This window comes from Endozoicomonas sp. PH6C, assembly GCF_059322965.1.
Window position 1 is genome coordinate 5,255,001 of record NZ_CP185342.1, and the last position, 24,155, is coordinate 5,279,155.

Genomic DNA, 24,155 nt, shown 5'->3' on the forward strand with positions numbered 1-24,155 from the left:
TCCAGATGTTTCCGTCTCAAAGAAGGATCACCACTGAACACAAGAGCTACGGGCCCATTAACAATACCTTTTCGGATAGGTCGGTCGCGGGTTACGAGCTGGGTAGTGTATTGAAATTTATCGCCCAGAACCTCATAAGCCAGTGTGGCCGTCACTACTTTCAGAACGCTGGCAGGCACCAGATTGTGATGAGCCCCCTGTTCAAAAACAACCCGGCCACTGGCAGGGTCTTTGACCTGAATGGAGTGAACACTACCCGGTGGTAACCCCCCTACCAGTTTCTGCAACTCTTTAACCAGCTGCGGTGAAGCCTGAGCACTGTGAAATGAAAAAATAAAAAAAACTGTTAGCAGGCATGACAGAAATCTCAACATGATGACCTCAATTTCCTGGCAACCTCAGAGGACCTTCGCAAAGATGCATACACAAAGGATATAAAACTTACGTACTACATTTTGTTCTGAAGCAATCCCACACTTTTACTCAATGTCACTTCAACGATCGACACTGGACATCTCATCATTTAAGTTAACGCTATTACTCAGAAAATTAGAAGCAAGTTCTTGTAACAAATAACCGTTAAAAAAGCCGCTTTTATCCTCCAACCTCAATTGGCAACAGAATTCATGACAGTTAGATAAAAAAAGCATTATGCTATCCGTACGGGTTATCCAAAGAGACTGATGACCTGGCAGCCTACCGGCTAATGGTTTTTCCGGCAGGTTAAGAATCCATCAAAGCAGAGCGGCTTATGATTGATCCTATGGTGCTCTGCGACGTAGAAATGACCCAGAGAACTCATTAGTTAACGGCAGGCCTTAGTGAAAAAGCTTAAACTTTCAACCAGTCAACTCATTGCGAAACAGCCGGTCAAAGAACTTGGGTTCAAGTCCACCGACGATCTTGAGAAATATGCGGGTATCCTCGGCCAGGAAAGAGCAACCAGTGCCATTCAATTCGGCGTAGCCATGCACCGAACGGGCTACAACATCTATGTGATGGGAGAGTCCGGTACAGGCAGGATGTCCTATCTGAGAAAATATCTGGAATCTGAAGCCAAGCGCCAGACGCCACCTGACGACTGGGTTTATATCAATAACTTCGACAACCCTCGTGAACCAAAGATTTTGATGCTTCCGGCGGGAGCGGGCGAGCCTTTGCAGAAAGATTTTGATCAGTTTGTTGACAGTCTCATGCTGACCTTTCCGGCAGCGTTTGAAAACCCGACCTATCAACAAAAGAAAAGTGTTATCGAGCGCGATTTCAACCGAAGCTATGACCACGCCATTGATCAGATTGAACAGGAAGCCCTGAAACGGAACATTGCCTTGTTTCGCGAAGCGGGTTCCCTGAGCTTTACCCCTATGCATGAGGGTAAGGCGATGGACGAAACCGAATTTGCCCAGCTCCCGGATAAAAAACGGTCCAAATTCAATAAAGACATCAGTGAACTGGAGTCGATACTGAATGACTCGCTGGTTGAACTTCCTCAATGGAAACGGGAATCCAACGAGAAGCTACAGAAGCTAAATCAGGAAACCATTGATCAGGCCCTGGAGCCTCTGCTCAAGCCATTGAAAAAGGATTACAACAATGAGAAGTCGGTACTGGAATATCTGGAGGCGGTTAAGAATCACCTCCACCGCACCGTTATTGATATTCTTGCTGATGACCGCAATATGGAGTCCAAGGATGACTCAACCAAACGACAATCACTGGTTGAACTCTATGCACCTAACCTGCTGATTGGCCACTCTGCCAGCGGTGCTGCACCCGTCGTGTATGAGTCTCACCCCAACTACAAAAACCTGTTTGGTCGTATTGAATACGCCAGCGAGATGGGTGCCCTGGTGACCAATTACCGACAGATTTGCCCTGGTTCTCTGCATAAAGCCAATGGTGGCTACTTGTTGCTGGACGCAAACAAGTTGCTGGAAGAACCTTTTGTCTGGGAAGCGCTGAAGAGAGCCCTGAAACAGAAAGAGCTGACCATCGAATCTCCATACTCAGAAATGGGACTACTCAACACCATTACCCTGAATCCGGAGTCCATCCCTCTCAACGTCAAGATCATACTTGTCGGTTCCAGAGATATTTATTATCTGCTGCAACAGCTTGATCCGGATTTCCATGAAATTTTCAGAGTTCTGGTCGATTTTGATGACCGGATTAAACGAGACAGGGAATCGGTATACGCTTTTGCCCAACTGTTAAAAAACCGGGCAGATGATGAAAACTACCCGGCCCTGACGGCTGCGGCCGTTGCCCGTCTCGTTGAACACAGCTCGAGAATGGCTGAACACCAGGGTGAGATGTCTGCCAAAATCGGCGATCTGTTCGACCTGCTGGCAGAAGCAGACTTCATTCGTCGTATGAGCCGCAGCCGCAAGATCAACAACGAACATATTGACCGGGCCCTGACCGCCAAGTCTGAGCGCACCGGACGTGTCAGCCAGCAGATTCTCGACGAGATGATTGAAGGCAGTATCCTGATCGATACCGAAGGAGAAAAGATCGGTAAGATCAATGGGCTCACTGTCATGTCTATCGGGGATACCAGCTTTGGTTCTGCAGCCAGAATTACGGCAGCCGTCTACCCGGGATCCCAGGGGATTGTCGATATTGAACGGGAAGTCTCTCTGGGTCAGGCCATTCACTCAAAGGGGGTTATGATCCTGACTGGCTATCTGGGCAGCAAATACGCCCAGAAATTCCCTCTGGCTATCTCAGCCAGTCTGACCATGGAGCAATCCTACGGTTATATTGATGGTGACAGTGCCACCCTGGCTGAACTTTGCTGCCTGGTGTCCGCTCTGACCAATACGCCTATCAAACAGGGTTTTGCCGTCACCGGCTCCATGAACCAGCATGGGGAAGTTCAGGCAATTGGCGGTGTTAATGAAAAGATTGAGGGCTTCTTTGATCTTTGTAACGCCCGTGGCCTGACAGGTGAGCAGGGCGTCATTATCCCTGCCACCAACCTCCGAAACCTGATGCTCCACCAGAAAGTGGTCGATGCTGTAAAAGCAGGCAATTTCAGTGTTTATGCAGTCAACCATGCTGACGAAGCCATGGAGCTTCTGACCGGTTGCAAGCCTGGCACACTGAACAGTCGTGGTCAGTACACAAAAGACTCCATCAATTACAAAGTTCTGGAGCGCCTGAAAGAAATTTCTGAACTCTCCAAGGAAGGCAGCTGACACCAATCGCGCTTGACCGACTGTAGCCGGTCAAGCGCGTTGACGGGGTGTCTGTTTTTTTAACCGAGCTTACATCCCCGTCTTCAAAGTACGGGGTTTTACGCTTATTCGATAATCATCGTGCCTTATCTTCCAACTTGCGCATAATTTGAATGGATAGGTTTATTTACTGCGTCTAGGCTTCTCTTCTAAAATTTTTTTGGGAGTCCAGAACATGATAAGTCAGCAGCGTTTTTTGACCCGGTTCATCGCCCCGGTATTCCTGTTACAAACTCTGATTCAACAACTCGAAGCGTCGACTCAATCTTCAACGACCCCCTCTTCTCAGTCCCTTCCGACAGTATCTTGCGACTCTCTGCTTGACCCCAGGACGCATTCAAAGCATTCGACGGTGGTTCAGCAACGGCTAAGAATGGATTCAGAACTTGTTAACAAGCGACAGTGTATAATTCTCAGCACCAATCCTGCAGAAAATTTAAATGAGTTGATAGAACGGATACCTGAGAACACTGTTATACTGCTCTCCTCCGAAGTGGTCATGCCAACAACACCCTCTCCATCGGTTAGCTCTTTACATACAACAACGCCTGCGCCTGTTGTAACTCCGGGTGAGTACTTTGTTAACAGTGCAATACGTTTGAAAAACGGTCAGGACATTATTGGAGCAGCCGAAAATGGTTTTGAGATCATGATCAAAGATCGGCCAGGATATGAAGACAAATATGTGGTCAGGATCGGAACCACTGACAACTTCCAGGCTGATGAAACAAAAAACAGCAATATAAAACACGTTAATTTTCAGCCAGACCGAGAGAATAACCACCCCTCAATTGACTCCATTGTTTTTGCAGAGTGCTATAACCGGAAACTGATTTTAGAAGGGAACATTTTCCATCTTCCCATCCGTGCCGCAGTTGTCCTTGACTGCAGAAAATCTCTGGATGCGTCTGCCAATGGTGAGATCCGGGGTCCGGGCTTGCAGTTCTCTGTCAACCTGATCACAGGTGAAAAATACAACACGATTAACAACCACTATTTCCCACATTTAATTCCGGATCATGGGATATTTATTAATCTTCCCGAGATCAGGAACCAGTCAGAGCAATTAGTTGTCAAGTCGAACAGTTTCACTGGCAATATGGCAGAGGCAGGTGAGTTTAGAATAGCTCCTGGAAGCAGCATGGATATTATCAGCAACGAAGTCAACATTTCCAATGCCGGCTTCACTCGTCGCGACCCCGCTCGCAAAGGTGGTTTTGTTCTTACCGGAGATATCGAAGGTTCCGAAATAATCGAAGCGGGACTTCCACGTTTTTACATGATTGAAAATCATATCAGTGTAACATGGACAGCTATAACCATTTGGGGAGGGCTTGAACTGAACCTGATTTGTAACCACCTGCAAGCAGTCAATCCATGGTGGCAACCCCTGAAACCATTCAGCCTGAAAGCGGTTCACAAATCACTGGAAGATCTTAGCGAACAAAAACTGGCAGAACATAAAGTACGTGAACTGTGCGAAAGACCTCTGAGTTCCAGCATTCTCATGTCAACCCCCACACCTCATACAAACAACCCGATGGTGAATACCTGGACTGCTACCAACGGTTCCTCTGCCTGCAGAGGACTGTTCAACCTTGAAGGCGAGCTATTCTTTGACACCGAAATCTGCCAGCCAGTCGCCCCACCCTATGATTCCGGAGCAAGCTCAAACCCCGGTACAAAAATAGCCCAGGATAAAAGCGCACTCAATAGTTCATCTGCGAGAGCCACTGCTGTTATCTTTGCTTTCAATGCTACTGCTATCTTTGTTTTGGATGCTGTTATTATCGTTACTTTGGATTTTGCGGTCTGTCTGACCGGAATCTTGGCTCTGTAACCTGAATTCAATCGTCTCTGCGATTTCAGAGCAGGGGCGATGGAGTCTGGACTGCGTCAGTATAGAAAACAGCAAGCTACTTATACCTATTCTTTAGTGCACCACGCCCAAACCCGACAAGTGGCATTTCTCTATCCATGTGCGCTTTCGTCATAAAACCGTAATATATGTGGCTTACTCTGCGTTGATTAACACTGTTTTAGAGAGGCGTTGATTCGATACATTACCTCTCTCAAAGAATTGTCGCAAAACACCTTATATGCTTAAAAAGACATTGATTGCCCTGGCTGGTCTGACCGTTTCAGCGTCAGCAGCCTGGTCCTTTCTGCAGCCTGAGCCCACGGTTAGCCTGGCTGAAAATGATAAAAGACTGTTTGATCTACAGGTTCACTGGGTTCAAGGTAATGTCGTTGCACTGGTCAGACACGCTGAACGCTGTGATCGCTCTGACAACCTGTGTCTTGATGGGGAAACCGGTATCACCCTTCCCGGCAAGGCAGAGGCTATTGCCGTCGGGCAGAAATTTAATCACTTACCCGAGCAAACAACCATCGTCTACAACAGCCCTGTCAAACGAACCCACCAGACTGCTGACCTGATGTTTGGTGAGGAAGCGACCATTACTCAAAACTGGCTTCGTGAAGGCTGTAAAGAGAACCTTTATAGCGATATTTTCAAATACAAGGAAGAAGGCAAAAACCTGATTCTGGTGACCCATAGCACCTGTATCGACAAGTTAGGTGAAGCCCAGAACGATGATCTCGTGGTCATGGACATACACGACAAGTCTACATACAACGCAACCATCTTCCTTGCGGTCAATAAAGAAGAAAAAAATGCCCACACCCTGGGTTATCTTTTTGCCAATGAATGGGACGAGGCATTTAACGAAAGTTAAGGCATGAATTCTGCCGGACTTCAACAAGTCCGGCGCCATTCTATCGATATCTGGCCGCAGTGATAAACTCGCCAAAGGTCTCACACCAAACGACAACAGTATTGTATGAATTGATATTGATATTCGAGGGGACAGTTACAATAAATTTTTTCATAGCTTTTACCGTGTCAATCGCTCAATCAGAACAGCATGCTCAGGGAAGCTATTCAACAGCTGCTCAGCTGAAGGCATTTCAAAGTCCGCAAAGTCAAAGCCCGGAGCAACGGTACAACCAGAAAGAACGTACGAAGAAGGATCACTTACCTCTACCGCAAAAAAACAGCCTGCAGGTACCATAAACTGTGGAACTTCGCCATCCAGAATGGTGCGTCCGAGCCTTGCAGTGGAATAGCTTCCTTCCGGACCAATAATATGGATAATCAATGATGCACCGTCATAGAAATGCCAGACTTCATCTTGCTGAATTCGATGAAACGCGGAAAAATCCTTACCCTCCAACAAATAATAAATAGCCGTCGAAAAGTTTCGTTCTCCTGAAAACCGATCCGGCAGACTACCATGGGCTAATACTTCATCAGAGCGATAAGTTTCCCGAAAAAAGCCGCCTTCCGGATGAGGCTCAAGCGACAGCGCTTCAATCCAGCCGTTCGCATCCTTCAATGTATGCACCTCCCTTTGATGGAAAGCTTTATAGTGAGTCAACCAGAACAATTCGTAAAGTCAAAGCGCTTTCACTTTTCAGAGGCTGCGCCGCACGACTGCATGGATGCAGGAGCTAGAGCAACGCAGGAGCAGTTGCCGACGACTGCATGGATGCAGGAGCTAGAGCAACACAGGAGCAGTTGCCGCGTAGGGCAGTCTATTCCCGGTCAGCCTCCTGAAACACCAGGCAGAGGCTTAGTTAAAGACAGAATTTGAATTAATCAGGGAAAGTTTAACTGCGCTCACCCCCCTTGCTGCAAGCGCTATGTTTTCCAACAGCCTGCAAAAATAATAAAAAAGTGCTAGGTTTCAGGGGTAGTTTTCGAAGTCACTAAACCTGAATCACATGAAAAATCACAGAGCAACTTTAATATGTCGAATTATTTTTATTATTTCTGTTTTTTATTCATATAATGCCAATGCATCACTCAACAGTGCGGTCAATAGCTTAATCTCCCTTATTGACGAGATAAGATTAAAACAACATCAATTAAATCAGTCAGACACACCTATTTCTTCTGATTTAGAGTTAAATAACAATATTGCATTAATGAGGATATATCACGCATCATTACTTGCCAGACAGAAGCCAGGCACAGCGTCTTCAAAAGACATCTTTATAGAAGAAACAAAAAAACAAATTTTTCGCCCCCTCCCTGATGCTTATGCTCAATTTATCATGCAAGTTTTAACTGGGCTAATGTCGTCTGGTGAAGGGGGGAGTTACTTTACATTTCATGGGCATAAAGAAAAATATTGTATTCCGCAATCTGAACTTTTTTGTGAAATAGACAGGTTCAATGACGAAGAAATCTCCGAAAAAACGAAAGAACACTTATCAAAAATTTACGAATCATTAAAAAATGATCAGGTTTTTTTAACAACATGCACTAATTTTGATTTAGAAAGTGAGTATAAAACAACTATTGAATTAATAAGTACAGCATTACATTAACATTTAAAATTCAACAAAATATAAGTATCACCTCTAGGGCGGATTCAAGAGAGAAGAAAAAACCATCATGTTACTGAATAGGTTAATCTGATAAATGAGAGCCACTGATTTTGACAGTTGTTAATGAAATACAACTCAGCCACCAGCTGGCTCTCATATCATTTTTACGATCGAGCCGTCGTTACTTACAGTGGCCGAAAATAGTGCACATTGAGTATTCAGTAGTCAAGTTGGATGATTTAGGTGTTGTTGATTTATTTACCAGGTTAACTTCATCTTGATCAACTTCGTCTTCATTGTCTTCGGCCGGATCAATTTCGTACAACCAGATTTTTCCATCAACTCCGGCGACCGCCAATAATTCACCATCAGGACTGAAGCTGGCGCTATTGACAGTAGATTTTGGTTCATTAATAGAATGTGCCAGAGACCAACCCGATTTATTTTTCGAAAAAATCTTAATATTTTCAGAGGCTTTACGGTTAGTTCCACCGACTGCCAGCAAAGATCCGTCATTATTGAATGTCATACTGGTTACGTAATCAACGCCACTGTATACAGAACTCTGATTGAAAAAACTGTTGCCAAAGCAGGGTAAGTATTTATCCGACACCATAAAGGGATTGGCGCGCTTCTCTTGAACCAGCTGATCCAGATCTTCTTTTTTACAAGCTCTATCATCCAGAAACTTGATTTCACTACCACTGGATGAGAATGCCATCATAGAACCGTCTGGACTCGAAGCGAAACCTTGATGATAACGTCTACGTCTTTCCAACTTGGAAGATTTCACAACTTCACTGGAAGAAAATGAATCTTTTGAATGAAAAACCTTTATATCAAATAAGCTCTTGACCGCCAGTGTATTATTGTCGGAAATAAACCTTATATCAACTGGTCGAATATTATTAATTGTACCTAAGTGCAGAAAATCACTCTTTAAACTGAACACGTTAATATCTCTTTCGTCTCCAACTGCAAATAAAGTTCCGTCGGGACTGAAAGCAAAAGATGGATAGAGGTAGTTATTATCACCAAGTTCATGCACATGCTTGAGTATAAAACCCTTATGGACATCATAAAATCTGATAGCCTTATCGTTCGTCGATACCGCCAACAGCGAACCATCGGGGCTAAACACGGCTTTGACTTTACGTACAGTTTCATCAGATGGAAGACGAATAAACAAAGGAACTAATATATCCATCTGTAGTAGTTGTACATGGGCGGAATTGACACTATGATCATGTTTGCACGATACTCCAGCTGCCAGCAAGGAAGCGTCATGATTCCATGAAGTTGAGTGCACCTTACACTTGGAGCTTTGTTCCTCAAAGGGACTCCTGAGCTCAACGGGAGGAATCGCGTTCATTTCAAGGGCCAATTCAATATCCACTTTTTTTGGTGATTCCTGCGCTGGAGTGTCAGCATTAAGTCCGGTAATAGCGACGCAGGACAGTCCAGCCAGCACTGAACAGTTAATCATTTTTTTCCAATAAGCCTTCATAAATAAGTTTCTCCATTCAGTTTTGATACAAAAGTCCATTTAATTAGGATTGCTTAATTATTTGACCAAGAAACTACAGCTAAGTTCCTTCATTTTCCGAATAATTTTTGCAAGAAACACCATCCAGCCACCAGCTGGATGGTGTTTTCATTTTTCACGATCGAGCCGTTGTTAATGACAGCGCCCGAAAATAGTGCACATTGAGTATTCAGTAACTAAGTTGGATGGTTCAGGTGTTGTGGATTTATTGACCAGGTTAACTTCTTCTTGGTTAACTTCGTCCGAATTGTCTTCGACCGGATTAATTTCGTATAACCAGATTTTTCCCTCAACACCGGCTACCGCCATCAACTCACCGTCAGGACTGAAGCTGACGCTATTAACTGTTGATTTTGGATCTTTGATAGAATGTTCTATGGACCACCCATATCCCTGTTTCGATAAAACACTAACATATCCAGAGCCATCATTAATGTCGCTTCCACCTACGACCAAAAGAGACCCATCATTATTGAATGCCATACTGGTTGTGAAACTAGTATCCAGGTAGACAATATCCTGATTGAACATACTGTTGCCGGAACAGGGTGAATATTCTTCAGATATCATAGGAGTGAAAGACGTTTGATACGGATCTCCTGGTTGACAAGTTCTATTATCTATAAACCTGATTCCACCGAAAGCAGTTGGGGTTGCCAATAAATAACCATCTGGGCTCGAAGCGAAACCTCGATAAAACCTTCGTTTTTTCATTTTGGAAGTTTTCACAACTTCACTGGTTGCAAATTCATCGTTTGAATGAAAAGTTTTTATCTCAGAGAAAGTCTTGACAGCCAGTATGTTTTTATCGGAAGTAAACATCATTTCAACTGGCTCAATGTCATTAATCGTACCTGTGTGCAGAAAATCACCCTTCAAACTGTACACTTTTACATCATGACTGCCTGCAACCGCAAATAATGAACCGTCGGAGTTGAAAGAAAAAGGTGGATTCGGGCGAAAATTATCATCAAGCTCATGCACATGCTTGAGTATAAAACCTTTATGGGCATCATAAAATCTGATGACCTTCTCGTTCGTCGATACCGCCAACAATGAACCATCGGGGCTAAACACGGCATTGACTTTATCAAAATTTTCACCAGATGGAATACGAATATATAAACGAATCAATGTATCCTTCTGTAATAGTTGTACATGAGCGGTATTCGAAATATGCTGATGTTTGCACGATACTCCAGCTGCCAGCCAGGAAGCGTCATGATTCCATGAAGTTGAGTGCACCTTACACTTGGAGCTCTGACCATCATAGGGATTCACGAACTCAACGGGAGGATTCGCGTTCATTTCAAGAGCCAATTCAATATCCACTTTTTTTGGTGGTTCCTGCGCAGACGTGTCAGCATTAAGTCCGGTAATAGCGACGCAGGACAGTCCAGCCAGCACTGAACAGTTAATCATTTTTCTCCAATAAGCCTTCATAATAAGTTTCTCCATTTCGTTTTAATAAAAAAATCCATTTAATCAGGATTTCTAAATTATTTGACCAAGAAACCACAGGTAAGTTCCTTCATTTTCCGAATAATTTTTATTAGAAATTCAAGAATATTGACCATGTAATACGTTTTAACAGGAATTAAAAATCCAGAAGGAGTACAACCGGTTGCTTACAGTACTTACAGGCCATTTTGGCTCATGGTTTCGTGACAGGACAGTGATTGACGCATCCCTGCCAACAACGAATCAAGATGGAATCAGAAATCGGGATTCAGGGCCTGAAATCGCGAATTTGGAAAATTCTGTCAATGCTGCCTAGAATTTCAGGGTGTCTGAATACACTGAATACAGGAGTCTCTGATGCGCAAAAATCTAACGTTATTGAGCTTAAGACAGGGTAAATTTGCCATCGGAACCTGGCTACAAATGAACAGTTTTCATGCAGCCCGGTTGCTCGCTGCCCAAGGCTTCTTCCACTGGCTGCTGCTTGACTTGGAACACACTCCCTACGACTATCCCACCGCTGCCATTATCATGTCGACCATTTCTGATATCAGTGACGGGCGTATTACCCCTCTTGTCAGAGTACCGGTTGGCTCCATTGAACATATTAAAAGCGCTCTGGATTGTGGTGCACAGGGCATTATCGTGCCAATGATAAATACCGCTGATGACGTTAAACGAGCAGTCGCCTATGCCCGCTTTCCTCCTGATGGCGAAAGAGGTGGAGGTGGCTTGGCCCCACACCTGGGTTTTGGCGTCAATCGCCCACAATATCTGAGTGCAGCCAACCAGGAGATTCTTGTCGGAATCCAGATAGAAACGAAAGAATCCATAGATAACCTCGACGAAATATTAGATGTGCCTGGTGTAGACCTTTTTTTCATCGGTCCAAATGACTTACACATGTCCCTTGGATTACCCGCCAGGTTCTGGAGTGATGAGCCCACTTTTGTCAGTGCTACCGAGAAAGTCATCAAGGGTTGTAAGAAACGCAATATCCCGGTGGGAACGTTATGCCGTGAAGCATCCCAGGTCAAAGAACGGATGCAGGATGGGTTGACATTTCTGGGCATGGGCAGTGATGCCCATTTCATGTTAACGTTTGCCGGTCAACAATATGGCCAGCTAAATAACCTGGAAGAACCAGCGGAGACCTGGTGTAACAGTGTTAACCTTTGAGCCTGACCCCATGCTTACCTGTCGCACGCTACATGCTCCTGACAAACAGGATGTTGTCATAATCGGTGCTGGTCCCGTTGGACTATTGGCGGCAAAATTTTTGGGTGAGTTGGGTTTTTTTGTACATGTACTGGAAAAGCATATCAACACCGAAACGACTAACAATTGCAGAACCATCAATTTGTCAATTTCACCAAGAGGTCTCAAAGCACTGAGAGCAGCAGGGCTGGAAACGGAATTCAAAGATATTGCGTTACCGATGGACAGTCGAGCCACTCATCGGAAAGGCAGACCCATAAGTTTGACAAAATACGGAAAAAATTCCTGGTTCAACTATTCAGTAGAAAGAAGTCGATTGCATAAATTATTATTAAAATCAGCCAAAGAGACTCGCAATGTATCAATATGTTTAAATAGTGAGTGCATCAATATTGATAATTCACAAAAAAAGAATAAAGTGACTTATATTCAGGCTGGCAGGAAAAATACCCTTGAAGCTGATGCCGTCATCGGTGCAGATGGTGCAAAATCCATAACTCGTAGTTTGATGGCAAAAAGAAACTCTTTTAAATACCAATTTTCATTAATAGATTCTACTTATAAAGAAATCACCATCAAAGAAAAAAACAATTCCTGGGCCATTGATCCAGGCGCCATCCACATTTGGCCTCGCAAAGACTTCTTTATGATTGCGCTTCCCAATTTAAACCACTCTTTCAGAGCTAATTTATTTCTACCCTCAATGGGGAAAATCAGTTTTTCATCCCTCGATTCAGCCAAAAAGATTGAAGATTTTTTAAAAGCACAGTTTCCTGACATTTACCCATTCATCAAAGAATCCGGGAGCGAGTTATTGGAGAAACAGCAAGGGTATGTGTTTAAAGCAGAGTGTGACCGTTATGTTTTTAGAAATAACATTTTATTGATCGGTGATGCTGCACATGCCATCGTTCCTTTTATGGGCCAAGGAGTTAATCTTGGCTTTGAAGACTGCCAATTCTTATTTGATACTCTGAAAAAATACCGCAATAACCTCGATCATACATTTCAAAAGTTTAACGATGACCGACAGCCTGAAGGATTTGCTGCCAGTGTACTCTCGGAACGTAACTACCAAGAGCTGACTGACACAAGAACCTCCCCATTTAACCTGACCGTAAAAGCAGTCATACCAATTCTCAGAAGGCTGTTTCCATCACTGATCCCCCCGCCAGCCATTACCATGATTAATTTCTTCGATCTCTCATATAGCGAAGTGTTAAAAAAAATCAACCAACGTCGTTTCTTTTAGCGACTATTTCTGAGAAGCCCGTCCGCACGGTATGACTGCTAAAACAGGGGAAGATCACAAACTACTGTCTTAAAAAGAGTTCAGGACTTCATTCTCACAGGAATTCTTTTGCTTCCCCAGTCTCCGGGCAGCTCTTCAAAAACACCTGCCAGCTTTTCACCACAGCGATGGCAGCAACCCGACTTCAGGTTCCAGACCCCCATCTGATACCAATCTCGCTCAATCAACAATTGCCCGCAGTTATGACACCAGGTACTCCCCCCCTGACTGTCGTGTACATTGCCGGTATAGGCATAACGAATGCCTTTTTTGATTGCGATATTTCTTGCTCTGGTAAGGGTATCAGCGGGTGTGCGGGTGTGCTCCATCATTTTCCAGTCAGGATGAAATGCGGTGAAATGTACAGGCACATCAACCCCCAGATGTTCAACGATCCATTCACACATACTGTTAAGCTCATGATCAGAATCATTCTCCCCGGGAATCAGCAGAGTGGTTATTTCAAACCACACCTTTGTCTCATGCTTTAGATACCTCAGAGTTTCCAGCACGGGCTGCAAAGACCCGCCACAAATCATTTTATAGAAAGACTCAGTGAATGCTTTCAGGTCAATATTGGCCGCATCCATACATTGAAAGAAGGCTTCTCTGGGGGCTTCGCAGATATAACCGGCACTGACGGCGACAGAGCGAATGCCCTGCTCACGAGCGGCAAGCGCAACATCTCTGGCATACTCCAGAAAAATAACCGGGTCATTGTAGGTAAACGCCAGACTTCTGCAGCCCGTTGCCAACGCAGCCTGAGCCAGCTGCAAGGGCATGGCCTGATCAGCCAGAGTATCCATTTCCCTGGACTTGCTCATATCCCAGTTCTGGCAGAACTTGCAGGCAAGATTGCAACCTGCTGTGCCAAATGACAACACCGGAGTGCCAGGTAAAAAGTGGTTCAGTGGCTTCTTTTCTATGGGGTCGATGCAAAAACCGCTGGAGCGTCCGTAACTGGTCAACACAATCTGATCCTGATGCCGGGCTCTGACAAAGCAAAGGCCCTGCTGGCCTTCTCTTAACTTGCAGGCTCTGGGGCAAACATCACACTGAATTCGACCATCTTCGAGACTGTGCCAGTACTCAGTGGGAAAATAGTCAGGTGGAGATTGACGAATTCCATTCATCATCACAGTGCCTCGCTCGGTTCGCTGACTATAATTATAGGGCCGTTCATCCGGGGGGTAAGCTCAATGAATATTCGACAACCCGCTGTGTCTGGTGTTTTCTATCCCGACCAGCCAGAACTGCTGAAAACCGTTGTCAATAATCTGATGTCCGAAGCCACTGAGAGAGAACTGTCGCCTAAAGTCCTGATCGTACCTCATGCCGGATACGTCTACTCCGGAGCTGTTGCCGCATCCGGCTACAAACAGTTGAAGACCTACCGCAGCAAGATTAAAAGAGTGGTATTGCTGGGTCCTTCTCATCAGGTTGCGTTTGAAGGGATAGCCCTTCCGGACTGTGAAGCCTACTCAACCCCCATGGGAGATATTCCGCTGGATACCGATACAATCAAAAGTCTGAGTCGGTTCAATCAGGTACATACTCTGGATGCAGCTCATGCCAATGAGCACAGTCTGGAAGTCCAGTGCCCCTTTCTGCAGAGCACCCTGGACAATTTCAAGCTTATTCCCCTGGTTGTGGGTGATGCCTCACCCTTCGCCGTTGCCGAGGTTATAGACTTTCTCTGGGGCGGCGATGAAACCCTGATTGTCATCAGCTCAGACCTCAGTCACTATCTCAGCTACGAAGAAGCCAACCAGCGTGACAGTCTGACGACCAAAGCCATAGAACAAATGAGCGGATGCCTGACCGGAGGACAGGCCTGTGGCAGCTATCCTCTCAATGGTATGCTGAAAATAGCCCAGCGCAGGGGCATGGAAGTCGTGACTCTGGATGTCCGCAACTCCGGCGATACGGCCGGTGATAAAAAACGGGTCGTCGGATATGGAGCCTATGTTATCCAGTAAAAATTACTCGAGTCGATATTACCAGCTGTACACCTGTTTACTGCTCAAAAGACTGGCCATGGCATGAAAGGATCAACCCGGATGGATCTGAATCTCACAGAACTGGATAAAAAAAACCTGTTACGTCTGGCCAGACACACCATTGCTAAAATCTGTGTTGACGGTGAACCCCCCAAACTTGATTTAACTGAGTTTCCAACAACATTGCAGGCCCATCTTGCTTCATTTGTGACGCTTCAAAAGTTTGGCGAACTCAGAGGCTGTATCGGCACACTGATTCCTCAAAAACCCCTGATAGAAGACATCGCACACAATGCTTTCGCCAGTGCGTTCAGGGATCAGCGTTTCTTTCCTGTAACCGAAGATGAACTGGCCGATCTGCGTATTGAAATATCTATCCTGACGCCCATGACGGCTATGAAAATTGAGACTGAAGAAGATCTACTGGCGCAGTTACGCCCGGGAATTGATGGCCTGTTGATCCAGGGGGATCATCACAAGGCCACTTTCCTTCCCCAGGTATGGGAACAACTGACCGAACCTGATCAGTTTCTCCTTCACCTCAAACACAAAGCCGGACTTCAACCTCATGAGTGGCCCGCAGATATGAAGTGTTTTTCTTATCAATGTCTCAAATTCAAGGAAGATTAAATCAATAAAAAGAGGATCATAATCACCTGAGTAAAGCGAAAATATTGAGGCCATTCCTGCCTCTATCAAAAGAAAAATCACCGTCGCTCTTCAATAACCACCAGTGAATTTGCTTCCATCTCAACCCAGCCCCGGGTAAGCAAGGCTTCCCTGGAAAAAGGTGATTCCGAACCAGTATCCAAAAGGCGGGTCCAGTACTTATGGGGTTCGACCTGAGGCAAAGTCACTTTTCTGGACTGCGCTTCATTATTGATCAAAATGTAGAGGTTTTTTTCATCCTCAGAGTTGATCACTGAACTCAGCTTGATACAGAGACAACCCCCACCCAGTTCTCCCAGTTGTGCTTCCGTCAGCTTACTGCCATCCGGCGAATACCAGGCCGTAGCTTTACGACCACCGGCACCACCCAGCAGGAAGTGAGTCTTACGAAAGGATATCAGCTGCCGGACAAATGACTGTAAAACAGCACCATCATCTTCACTGTCCTGCCTCCAGCTCCAGTCCAGCCAGGATAAAGGTGAGTCCTGACAGTAGGCATTATTATTTCCCTGCTGGCTGTTACCGAACTCATCTCCGGCCATCAGCATTGGCGTTCCCCGGGAAAGCATGAGTGTTGCCAGCATGTTTTTTCGAGTTCTCAACCTTTTCGCTTTGATATGACGATCTTCCGTTTCTCCCTCGACGCCATAATTCCGCGAAAAGTTGTGCTGGTCGCCATCCCTGTTCTCCTCACCATTGGCATCATTATGGCGCTCCTCGAAGGAGCAGAGGTCGTTGAGGGTAAAGCCATCGTGGCTGCAAATGTAGTTAATACTGGCTAATGGACGACGTTTACCAAATACATCTTCAGAACCGGTTATCCGCCAGCCCATCTCTGCCAGCCTTCCCCCATCGCCACGCCAATAAGCTCGTGCACTGTCCCTGAAACGATCACTCCACTCCTGCCAGGCCTGTGGAAATCCGGACAGTCGATAACCTTCGGGGCCAATATCCCAGGGTTCTGCAATTAATTTAGTGCGGGAAATAACCGGGTCTTGATGTACAGCGCGGAAAAAGGCGCTGTCATAGCGGAACACTCGATGCTGTCTGGCAAGTGCAGGAGCCAGGTCAAAACGGAAACCATCAACCTGATATTCTTCTGCCCAAAGACGCAACGCATCCATGGTCAGCTTCAGGGTCTGGGGACTGTCAAAATTCAAAGTGTTGCCACAGCCCGTGTAGTTGACGGCAGACAGACGACCATTATGATTGTCCATCAGATAGTAATCACGTTCCGCCAGGCCACGCATACTCAAGCTGGGACCACCATGGCCTGATTCACAGGTGTGGTTGTAAACCACATCCATAATAACCTCGATACCCGCCCTGTGCAGCTCACGAATCATAGTTTTCATTTCAGTGACCGGGTCCCTGATCGCCAGCGAAGGTTCCGGAGCCATCATACAGAGAGGGTTATATCCCCAGTAATTCCTGAGCCCCATATTTTCAAGGCGTTCTTCACTAACCAGAGAGGTCACCGGAAGCAACTCAATGGCGGTGATTCCCAGCCTTTTGAAGTAGTCAATCACACTGGGATGGCATAGCCCCAGGTAAGTGCCTCTCAATGCTTCCGGTACGTCCGGATGCTGCTGTGTAAACCCTTTTACATGCAGTTCATAAACGATACTGTCGGCTCTGGAAATAGCGGGCTTCTTAACAGACTGCCAGTCGAAAGTCTGTTCTCTCACAACACTTCGTGGCATCAAGGCGGCACTGTCCAGCTCACTCTTGAGCCACTGTTCGGCACTGTTTGCCGATGAAAAACGCTTTATCCTGTAAGTATTGTCTTCAGAGGGAGCATGCCAGTGGTAGTCAAATAACGCTTCTGACCACTGGACCTTTCCCCGCACTTCGCGGCTATAAGGGTCCATCAATAGTTTGTGACTGTTAAACCGGGGAGAAATAGAAGGCGACCAGGCTCCTTCGGCACGAAAGCCATAACGCTGACCGACCTCAATACCTTTTACCAAAAGATGCCACACCCCCTGATCAGAAGGCATCATTGCCAGCCTTTCTTCCTCATCATTCTGGCTGAACAGGCAAAGGTAGAGTTGACTGGCATCAGGGGCATAAACGGCAAAGTTAACACCTGTTGCTTCATGGTCGGCTGTTGGCAGGAAATCATCATTAACCCTTGTTGCCCCTTGCAGCTCGGGACACCCCGCAGAAACAGAAATATCTGTCATCACAATCGTTTTTTTCACTCACGGCTGTTGTCGTTAAAAGTTATGGTCCTGTGAAATGGGAAGAGCGCGAGAATCCGGAGCAAGAAACAGGGTCGACAAAGGAGGTAGTGTGACCAAAAGAGAGTGATCATAACCGTGGGTGTGAAAATGCTCGGTATAAAGTACCTTGCTGTTAGCAACGCCACTGCCACCAAAGCTCTGTGCATCGGAATTCAATATTTCTTTCCAGACACCCTCGATGGGTACTCCAATCCTGTAATCTTTCCTTACTTCCGGTGTCATATTGGCCACGACTATAACCGGAGAACCTGAAAAGCTTTTTCGAATAAATACAAATACACTCTGCTGCTGATCGTCAGCCACCACCCAGGCAAAACCATTCTGGTCATAATCGGACTTATACAGCACAGGATAAGACTTATACAGGTGATTTAATGTTTTAACCAGAAGACTGAGCCCCTGACTGTAATGGTTTTTATTGAGCAATGCCCAATCCAGCTGGCCATCATGATCCCACTCCCGGGTACTGCCGATCTCAGAACCCATAAACAGCAACTTCTTACCGGGATGCCCGAACATAAAGCCCAGACAGGCACGCAAGTTAGCGTACTTTTGCCACTCATCTCCCGGCATTTTTCCCAGCAGACTGCCCTTACCATGCACCACTTCATCATGAGACAGCGCCAGAATAAAATGTTCGCTGTAGTGGTAGGTCATGCTCTGCATCATTTCCCAATGATGATGGTATCGATAAATGGGGTCACGGGCCATATAGCCGAGGGTGTCGTGCATCCACCCCATATTCCATTTGTAGCCAAAGCCCAGCCCTCCGTCGTAGGTAGGCATGGAAACCTTGGGCCAACTGGTAGATTCTTCAGCAATCGATATCTGATCCGGGTAGTGCAGATAGAGTGTTTCGTTCAATTCCTTCAGGAACTGCACCGCTTCAATATGCTCGTTTCCACCCATGCAATTAGGCTCCCACTCCCCTTCGCTTCTGGAATAGTCGAGGTAGAGCATAGAAGCCACCGCATCCACCCGCACACCATCCAGATGAAAACGATCCAGCCAGTACATGGCATTGCTGATCAAAAAATCCTTTACCTCCGGTTTTCCATAGTCGTAGATATGAGATTGCCAATCGGGATGCCAACCTCTTTTGGGATCAGCATATTCATACAGGGCTGTTCCATCAAAATGACCCAGACCGTGGGGGTCAGAGGGAAAATGAGCAGGTACCCAGTCCAGAATGACACCAATACCAGACTGATGGCAGGCATCAATAAAGGCTTTAAAATCATCCGGATTGCCAAAGCGGCTGGTAGGGGCGAACAGTCCCACGGGTTGATAGCCCCAGGAGCCTGTAAATGGGTGTTCCATAAGGGGCATCAGTTCAATATGGGTAAACTCCATCTCGACAACGTAGGGAATTAACTGCTCTGCCAGCGCCTTGTAAGTGAGACTTTTACCCTGTTCCTGGCGCCAGGACCCCAGGTGTACTTCATAAATACTGACCGGCCTGTCCAGACAGGAGTGATGCTTCCAGTGACAGTCTTCCCACTCATAGTTCAGGTGATCGTAAACAATGGAAGCGTTGCCGGGTGGTTGCTCGGCATAATAGCCATAAGGATCGGCCTTGTGAGGCAGTAGATCCCCTTGCTGGCTGCGAATTTCATATTTGTAGAGATCACCCGCCTTCACATTCGGGAGAAAGAGACACCAGATCCCGTCGTCCGAGCTGGCCATGGGGTGAACTCTGCCGTCCCAGCCATTAAAACTGCCCACCAGACTGACGCTTCTCGCATGAGGTGCGTAGACCCTGAAGATCACCCCTTCTATGGAAACTTTCTCCTCAGGGTGCAACGAAACCAGATGCGCGCCCATATAACGATAGTTTCGATAAGGCTCACGGTGAACATGACTCAGGGTGTAAGACTGAAACTGGTAGGGGTCCATTAATGTATACGACTGATGATCTTTATTTGTGATCACCAGTTGATACAGAAAAACCGAACCGTATTCTGGCGGTACCAGCTCGAACAATCCCGGAGCAATCTGAACCATTTCACCTATGGTTTCGCCGGAAGTAAAGGCGATGACACTGACAGCACTGGCATCGGGCCTCCAGACCCTAAGCAACAGGCCGCCGCCTTCAGGACGCTCATGAAACCCCAGAATATTAAACGGCTCGGCACAGTGACAATTCAGCAGTTGATCGACCAGCGCTTCGACAGAATCAGGCATACAGGGAACGGCTTCTGTTTATTCAGTCTGAGGTATTATAGGAGCCCACTCAAAAATCGACAGGCTCCTGAAAAAAATGCTCTAAAGCAGCGAATCACTATAAGAAGTGGCTCATTCAGGAGTGACCCGCTGCTTTCAGCTCAGGCCATATTCCAGATGATCTTGCTGTAATCCTGAATAGACCGGTCGGATGAAAACTTGCCCATTGAGGCCGAGTTGATGATGGCCTTTCGCCACCAGAGTTCCGGCTTTTTCCAGGTTTCAACAATGCGATCATGGGCATCACTGTAGGCCTGATAATCCGCCAGTGTCAGGAAGTAGTCTCCCTTGTTCAGCAGGGCTTCAACCAGAGGCCGGAAGGCATCCGGCTCTTCGGGAGAAAGATCTCCGGAATCCAGCCAGTCAATGACACTGCGCAGCTCTTCACAACGGTTGTAGACATCCCGGGGGTTATAGCCACGGTGACGAAGCTCTGACACCTGTTCAACCGTCAGACCAAAAATAAAGATATTATCGTCGCCTACCTCTTCGGCAATCTCGACGTTGGCGCCATCAAGAGTACCCACAGTCAAGGCACCGTTGAGAGCAAACTTCATGTTGCCCGTACCGGACGCTTCAAATCCGGCCGTAGAGATCTGCTCGGAAACATCCGCAGCAGGGATAATTTTTTCCGCCAGACTGACTCGATAATTAGGCAGGAAAGCCACCTTCAGCTTATCTTTGATACGACGATCATTATTCACTCGTTCAGCCACCCGGTTGATGGCATGAACAATGGTTTTGGCCACTTTGTAGCCAGGCGCTGCCTTGGCACCAAAAATAAAGACCCGCCGGGGTACATCCAGATCCGGGTTATCCAGAAGTCGGCGATACAGCGCCATGATGTGAAGCAGGTTCATTTGCTGACGCTTGTATTCGTGGAGACGTTTGATCTGGACGTCAAAAATGGCATCAGGGCTTACATCAACATCACAGAGTTCCCTGATAACTGCTGCCAGATGCTTTTTATTGTCATGTTTGATAGCCGCAAAGCGTTTCTGGAATGCCGGATCATCGGCATGAGCCTTCAAAGCATCAAGTTTGTAAAGGTCTTTTCGCCAGTCGCTTCCAACAGTCTCGTCGATCAGGACTGCCAATGCCGGATTGCAATAGTCCAGCCAGCGCCTTGGAGTAACACCATTGGTCACATTGACAATTTTATCAGGCCACATTTTATGAAATTCGGGGAACAGTTTTTCCTGAACCAGTCTTGAGTGCAGGGCAGCCACTCCGTTGACTTTGTGGCTACCAACAACCGACAGGAATGCCATACGAACCATCTGATCATCCCCCGGACGATCCGGCTCTTCGATAATGGACAGGCGACGTTTCATAGCGTCATCGCCCGGCCAGACTGCCTCTACTTCAGAATGCAGAAAGTGGTAGTTAATCATATGAATGATCTGCATATGGCGGGGCAGTACTCTGATAATCAAACTCTGAGGCCACTTTTCCAGCGCTTCTGGCAACAAAGTGTGGTTGGTGTAGGTAAACACCTCACGAGTGATTTCCAGCGCCCTGTTGAATGCAAAACCTTCCTCATCCATGAGGAAGCGCATGAATTCAGCCACAGCGATGGCAGGATGGGTATCGTTCAGCTGAATGGCGACCTTGTCGGCAATAGGTTCGAGGCTTTCACTGTTTTCACGCTTGTAACGTTGGATCAGATCAGCCAGTGAACAGGCGACGAAGAAGTACTGCTGAATGAAGCGCAGCTCTTTTCCCGCAGGATGATTATCGTTGGGATAGAGCACCTGACTGATGTTTTCGGCGCTGATTTCCTGTGAACGGGAATCCTCATAGCGGCCAGCATCAAAGCTGTTCAGATCAAAACCCTGAGCGGCACGACTTTCCCAAAGACGCAGAGTGTTAACAGTCTCTGTGCCATAACCGGTGACAGGCACATCCCAGGGCATACCTAAAATTTCCTGAGTATCTTCCCAGATCGCTTTACCAGCATGTTCTCTCACGGTGCCATAGAGTTTGACGCGCTGCTTGCGCTTGGCTCTCTCAATACCCCATGGGAAACTCTCCTCACGCCAGGCGTCAGGCGTTTCCACCTGTTTGCCTCCGGCAAAGCTCTGACGAAAGAGACCAAATCGATAGTTAATGCCGTAACCCATGGCAGGCATATCAAGGGTGGTCATGGAATCCAGAAAGCAGGCAGCCAGTCTTCCCAGACCGCCATTGCCCAGTGACGGATCAGACTCATACTCAAGAATATCAACCAGAGATATTCCCAGGCTGGCCATGGCTTGTTCTGTCTGCCTGAAGATTCCCAGATTGTGAAGATTGTTACCCAAAAGGCGGCCAATCAGGAATTCCAGCGACAGGTAATAAATGCGCCGGGCTTTGCCTTCACGCTCTCTCTTGCGTGTTGCGCGGATACGTTGCAGACCCATCTCACGAACCACCAGGCTCAGGGCTTCCCAATACTCTGCGGGCCCGGACTCTTCAGACTCAACACCCAGTGATTGTTGAAGATGTTCGACCACCCGCCGGGCAATCTCTTCACTGCCCAAAACGGGCATTGCATCATTTTGCCCAGCCTTGTTTGCACTCATGTTTTTCCACCTGCACTATCAACCATGAAAAACTTTTGGCCATGAGAGGCATTCAATCGTTGCCTACAATCAGGGCTGTTTACTTAACCAAACGTGATGGCATGACCTGTGGATAATTATAATTCTGATTTCAGGTCATTTCGGTTTAGTTGTCATTAATTCCTGCTCAGTCGCACGATGAAAAGACATTACGCCCTGTGTACGATTTCAACATTTATACGACAAAAATTGTTTAATAATGATACCTTCATTTATTCGTTTAAACTCAGATGCCAAGCCAACCGATCCATAAACGAGGTGATTCTGTGCGATTTGGCATTGATGTGGGTGGCACCAAAACAGAGATTGTGGTGCTTTCCGATAGCGGGGAAATGATTCATCGGGAGCGACAAGCTACCCCAAATAATTACCCTGACTTTCTCGATAGCATTCAGGTATTAATCCGCGTCACTGAAAGACAGTATGGACCTGCCAGCCATATCGGTCTCTGCCTGCCGGGCGCTGTCAGTCCTGATACAGGTCGCATGAAAAATGCCAACACCCTCTACCTGATCGATCAGACTGTTGCGGAAGACCTTGAGCAGCGATTGGGTAGAGCCGTGAAGCTGGCCAACGATGCCGACTCCTTTGCCCTGTCAGAAGCAACCGATGGGGCGGCAGCGGGGGCCAGAAGCTGTTTTGGCGTCATTATCGGGACAGGCTGTGGTGGCGGACTGGTGTATAACGGCCAGCTTGTTCAGGGACCCAACGCCATTGCCGGAGAGTGGGGACACAATCCTCTGCCCTATTACCATAACCACACCGACGGTCCGGATCAGAACTGCTACTGCGGCCGCAAGAACTGTATTGAAACCTTTGTATCCGGCACAGGAATGGCCAAACGTTTCCGTGAAGCTCATGGCTTCAGCGCCCGTGAAATTCCTGATGCAAAATCAGTGATGGCAAGAGTTCAAAATGCTGATCAACCGGCTATTGAGCATTTCAATCATTATGTGGATGCATTGGCCCGTGCGCTTGCCGGTGTCATCAACATTTTTGATCCGGAGGTCATTGTCCTCGGTGGAGGTATGTCGAACATCAAGGCACTGTATACCGAACTTCCGGGAGCTGTCGCAAAGTATGTTTTCTCCGATCAGCTGAATAGCCGGATCGCACCCGCCAAGCACGGTGATTCATCCGGTGTCAGGGGCGCTGCCTGGCTTTAAATTAAATAGTTGACATCCTCAGACAGTGGGAACGGAACTTTATTACCAGTTAGTGACTCTAAGACTCAGGACTCACCTACAGGGAAGTGGGCAAATAA

At 46.7% G+C, this 24,155-nt stretch carries 18 protein-coding genes (1 of these 18 only partly in view); 9 read left to right on the forward strand and 9 right to left on the reverse strand.

Annotation, left to right across the window (positions count from 1 at the left end):
• Window positions 1–374, reverse strand: the 5' end (the start) of a protein-coding gene (dacB, locus tag ACOMG9_RS19335) for a D-alanyl-D-alanine carboxypeptidase/D-alanyl-D-alanine endopeptidase (RefSeq protein ID WP_422135078.1). The gene continues 1,033 nt to the left of window position 1, outside the view; only the first 374 of its 1,407 coding nucleotides appear in the window; it begins with the start codon at window positions 372–374; its stop codon lies beyond the left edge, outside the window.
• Window positions 375–821: 447 nt separating this feature from the next.
• On the opposite strand from dacB, the gene ACOMG9_RS19340 reads away from it, so the two are divergent.
• The 3 genes from ACOMG9_RS19340 to ACOMG9_RS19350 all read left to right on the forward strand — a co-directional run bounded on the left by ACOMG9_RS19340 (window position 822) and on the right by ACOMG9_RS19350 (window position 5,977).
• Window positions 822–3,200: a Lon protease family protein gene (locus tag ACOMG9_RS19340; protein ID WP_448218082.1), complete on the forward strand. Its 2,379-nt coding sequence runs from the start codon at window positions 822–824 to the stop codon at window positions 3,198–3,200.
• A gap of 214 nt (window positions 3,201–3,414) precedes the next feature.
• Window positions 3,415–5,079 (forward strand): hypothetical protein, encoded by a 1,665-nt coding sequence (locus ACOMG9_RS19345; protein WP_448218083.1) that lies wholly within the window; start codon window positions 3,415–3,417, stop codon window positions 5,077–5,079.
• Between the two features lie 259 nt (window positions 5,080–5,338).
• Window positions 5,339–5,977 (forward strand): histidine phosphatase family protein, encoded by a 639-nt coding sequence (locus ACOMG9_RS19350; RefSeq protein ID WP_494529255.1) that lies wholly within the window; start codon window positions 5,339–5,341, stop codon window positions 5,975–5,977.
• A gap of 40 nt (window positions 5,978–6,017) precedes the next feature.
• Here ACOMG9_RS19350 and ACOMG9_RS19355 read toward each other — a convergent pair whose 3' ends face one another.
• Both ACOMG9_RS19355 and ACOMG9_RS19360 read right to left on the reverse strand, forming a co-directional pair.
• Window positions 6,018–6,131, reverse strand: a complete 114-nt coding sequence (locus ACOMG9_RS19355) for a DM13 domain-containing protein (protein ID WP_448218084.1) — start codon at window positions 6,129–6,131, stop codon at window positions 6,018–6,020.
• A gap of 5 nt (window positions 6,132–6,136) precedes the next feature.
• Window positions 6,137–6,637: a cupin domain-containing protein gene (locus ACOMG9_RS19360; RefSeq protein WP_448218085.1), complete on the reverse strand. Its 501-nt coding sequence runs from the start codon at window positions 6,635–6,637 to the stop codon at window positions 6,137–6,139.
• 388 nt (window positions 6,638–7,025) lie between these two features.
• On the opposite strand from ACOMG9_RS19360, the gene ACOMG9_RS19365 reads away from it, so the two are divergent.
• Window positions 7,026–7,634 (forward strand): hypothetical protein, encoded by a 609-nt coding sequence (locus ACOMG9_RS19365; RefSeq protein ID WP_448218086.1) that lies wholly within the window; start codon window positions 7,026–7,028, stop codon window positions 7,632–7,634.
• Between the two features lie 181 nt (window positions 7,635–7,815).
• Here the strand turns inward: ACOMG9_RS19365 and ACOMG9_RS19370 are convergent, their stop codons facing one another.
• Window positions 7,816–9,141 carry a WD40 repeat domain-containing protein gene (locus ACOMG9_RS19370; protein WP_448218087.1) on the reverse strand — a complete coding sequence of 442 codons (1,326 nt, stop codon included), beginning with the start codon at window positions 9,139–9,141 and terminating at the stop codon, window positions 7,816–7,818.
• Window positions 9,142–9,312: 171 nt separating this feature from the next.
• Window positions 9,313–10,623, reverse strand: coding sequence for a WD40 repeat domain-containing protein (locus tag ACOMG9_RS19375; RefSeq protein ID WP_448218088.1), 1,311 nt, complete (start codon window positions 10,621–10,623; stop codon window positions 9,313–9,315).
• A gap of 375 nt (window positions 10,624–10,998) precedes the next feature.
• Here ACOMG9_RS19375 and ACOMG9_RS19380 point away from each other — a divergent pair, with 375 nt between their 5' ends.
• A complete protein-coding gene (locus ACOMG9_RS19380; RefSeq protein ID WP_448218089.1) occupies window positions 10,999–11,820 on the forward strand; it encodes an HpcH/HpaI aldolase family protein in 822 nt (273 codons plus the stop codon).
• Window positions 11,807–13,111 carry an FAD-dependent oxidoreductase gene (locus ACOMG9_RS19385; RefSeq protein ID WP_448218090.1) on the forward strand — a complete coding sequence of 435 codons (1,305 nt, stop codon included), beginning with the start codon at window positions 11,807–11,809 and terminating at the stop codon, window positions 13,109–13,111. Before ACOMG9_RS19380 ends, ACOMG9_RS19385 begins: the two co-directional genes overlap by 14 nt.
• Window positions 13,112–13,191: 80 nt before the next feature.
• On the opposite strand, the gene amrS is transcribed toward ACOMG9_RS19385, so the two are convergent.
• Complete coding sequence (gene amrS, locus ACOMG9_RS19390; protein ID WP_448218091.1) at window positions 13,192–14,286, reverse strand: AmmeMemoRadiSam system radical SAM enzyme; 1,095 nt, start codon at window positions 14,284–14,286, stop codon at window positions 13,192–13,194.
• A gap of 63 nt (window positions 14,287–14,349) precedes the next feature.
• Here amrS and amrB point away from each other — a divergent pair, with 63 nt between their 5' ends.
• Together amrB and amrA are read left to right on the forward strand one after the other, a co-directional pair.
• Entirely contained in the window at window positions 14,350–15,129 is a 780-nt protein-coding gene (gene amrB, locus ACOMG9_RS19395; RefSeq protein ID WP_422138769.1) for an AmmeMemoRadiSam system protein B, read from the forward strand.
• 81 nt (window positions 15,130–15,210) lie between these two features.
• A complete protein-coding gene (amrA, locus tag ACOMG9_RS19400) occupies window positions 15,211–15,780 on the forward strand; it encodes an AmmeMemoRadiSam system protein A (RefSeq protein WP_494529256.1) in 570 nt (189 codons plus the stop codon).
• A 77-nt stretch (window positions 15,781–15,857) separates the two neighbouring features.
• Here amrA and glgX read toward each other — a convergent pair whose 3' ends face one another.
• The 3 genes from glgX to ACOMG9_RS19415 all read right to left on the reverse strand — a co-directional run bounded on the left by glgX (window position 15,858) and on the right by ACOMG9_RS19415 (window position 22,852).
• Window positions 15,858–18,023 carry a glycogen debranching protein GlgX gene (gene glgX, locus ACOMG9_RS19405; protein ID WP_494529257.1) on the reverse strand — a complete coding sequence of 722 codons (2,166 nt, stop codon included), beginning with the start codon at window positions 18,021–18,023 and terminating at the stop codon, window positions 15,858–15,860.
• A gap of 15 nt (window positions 18,024–18,038) precedes the next feature.
• Window positions 18,039–20,249, reverse strand: coding sequence for a 1,4-alpha-glucan branching protein GlgB (gene glgB / locus ACOMG9_RS19410; RefSeq protein WP_448218094.1), 2,211 nt, complete (start codon window positions 20,247–20,249; stop codon window positions 18,039–18,041).
• Window positions 20,250–20,389: 140 nt separating this feature from the next.
• The gene (locus ACOMG9_RS19415) at window positions 20,390–22,852 is read right to left on the reverse strand and encodes a glycogen/starch/alpha-glucan phosphorylase (protein ID WP_448218095.1); all 2,463 of its coding nucleotides are present in this window, start codon (window positions 22,850–22,852) and stop codon (window positions 20,390–20,392) included.
• A gap of 305 nt (window positions 22,853–23,157) precedes the next feature.
• Between ACOMG9_RS19415 and ACOMG9_RS19420 the strand changes: the two genes are divergently transcribed.
• The gene (locus tag ACOMG9_RS19420; protein ID WP_448218096.1) at window positions 23,158–24,057 is read left to right on the forward strand and encodes an ROK family protein; all 900 of its coding nucleotides are present in this window, start codon (window positions 23,158–23,160) and stop codon (window positions 24,055–24,057) included.
• Window positions 24,058–24,155: the final 98 nt, after the last annotated feature.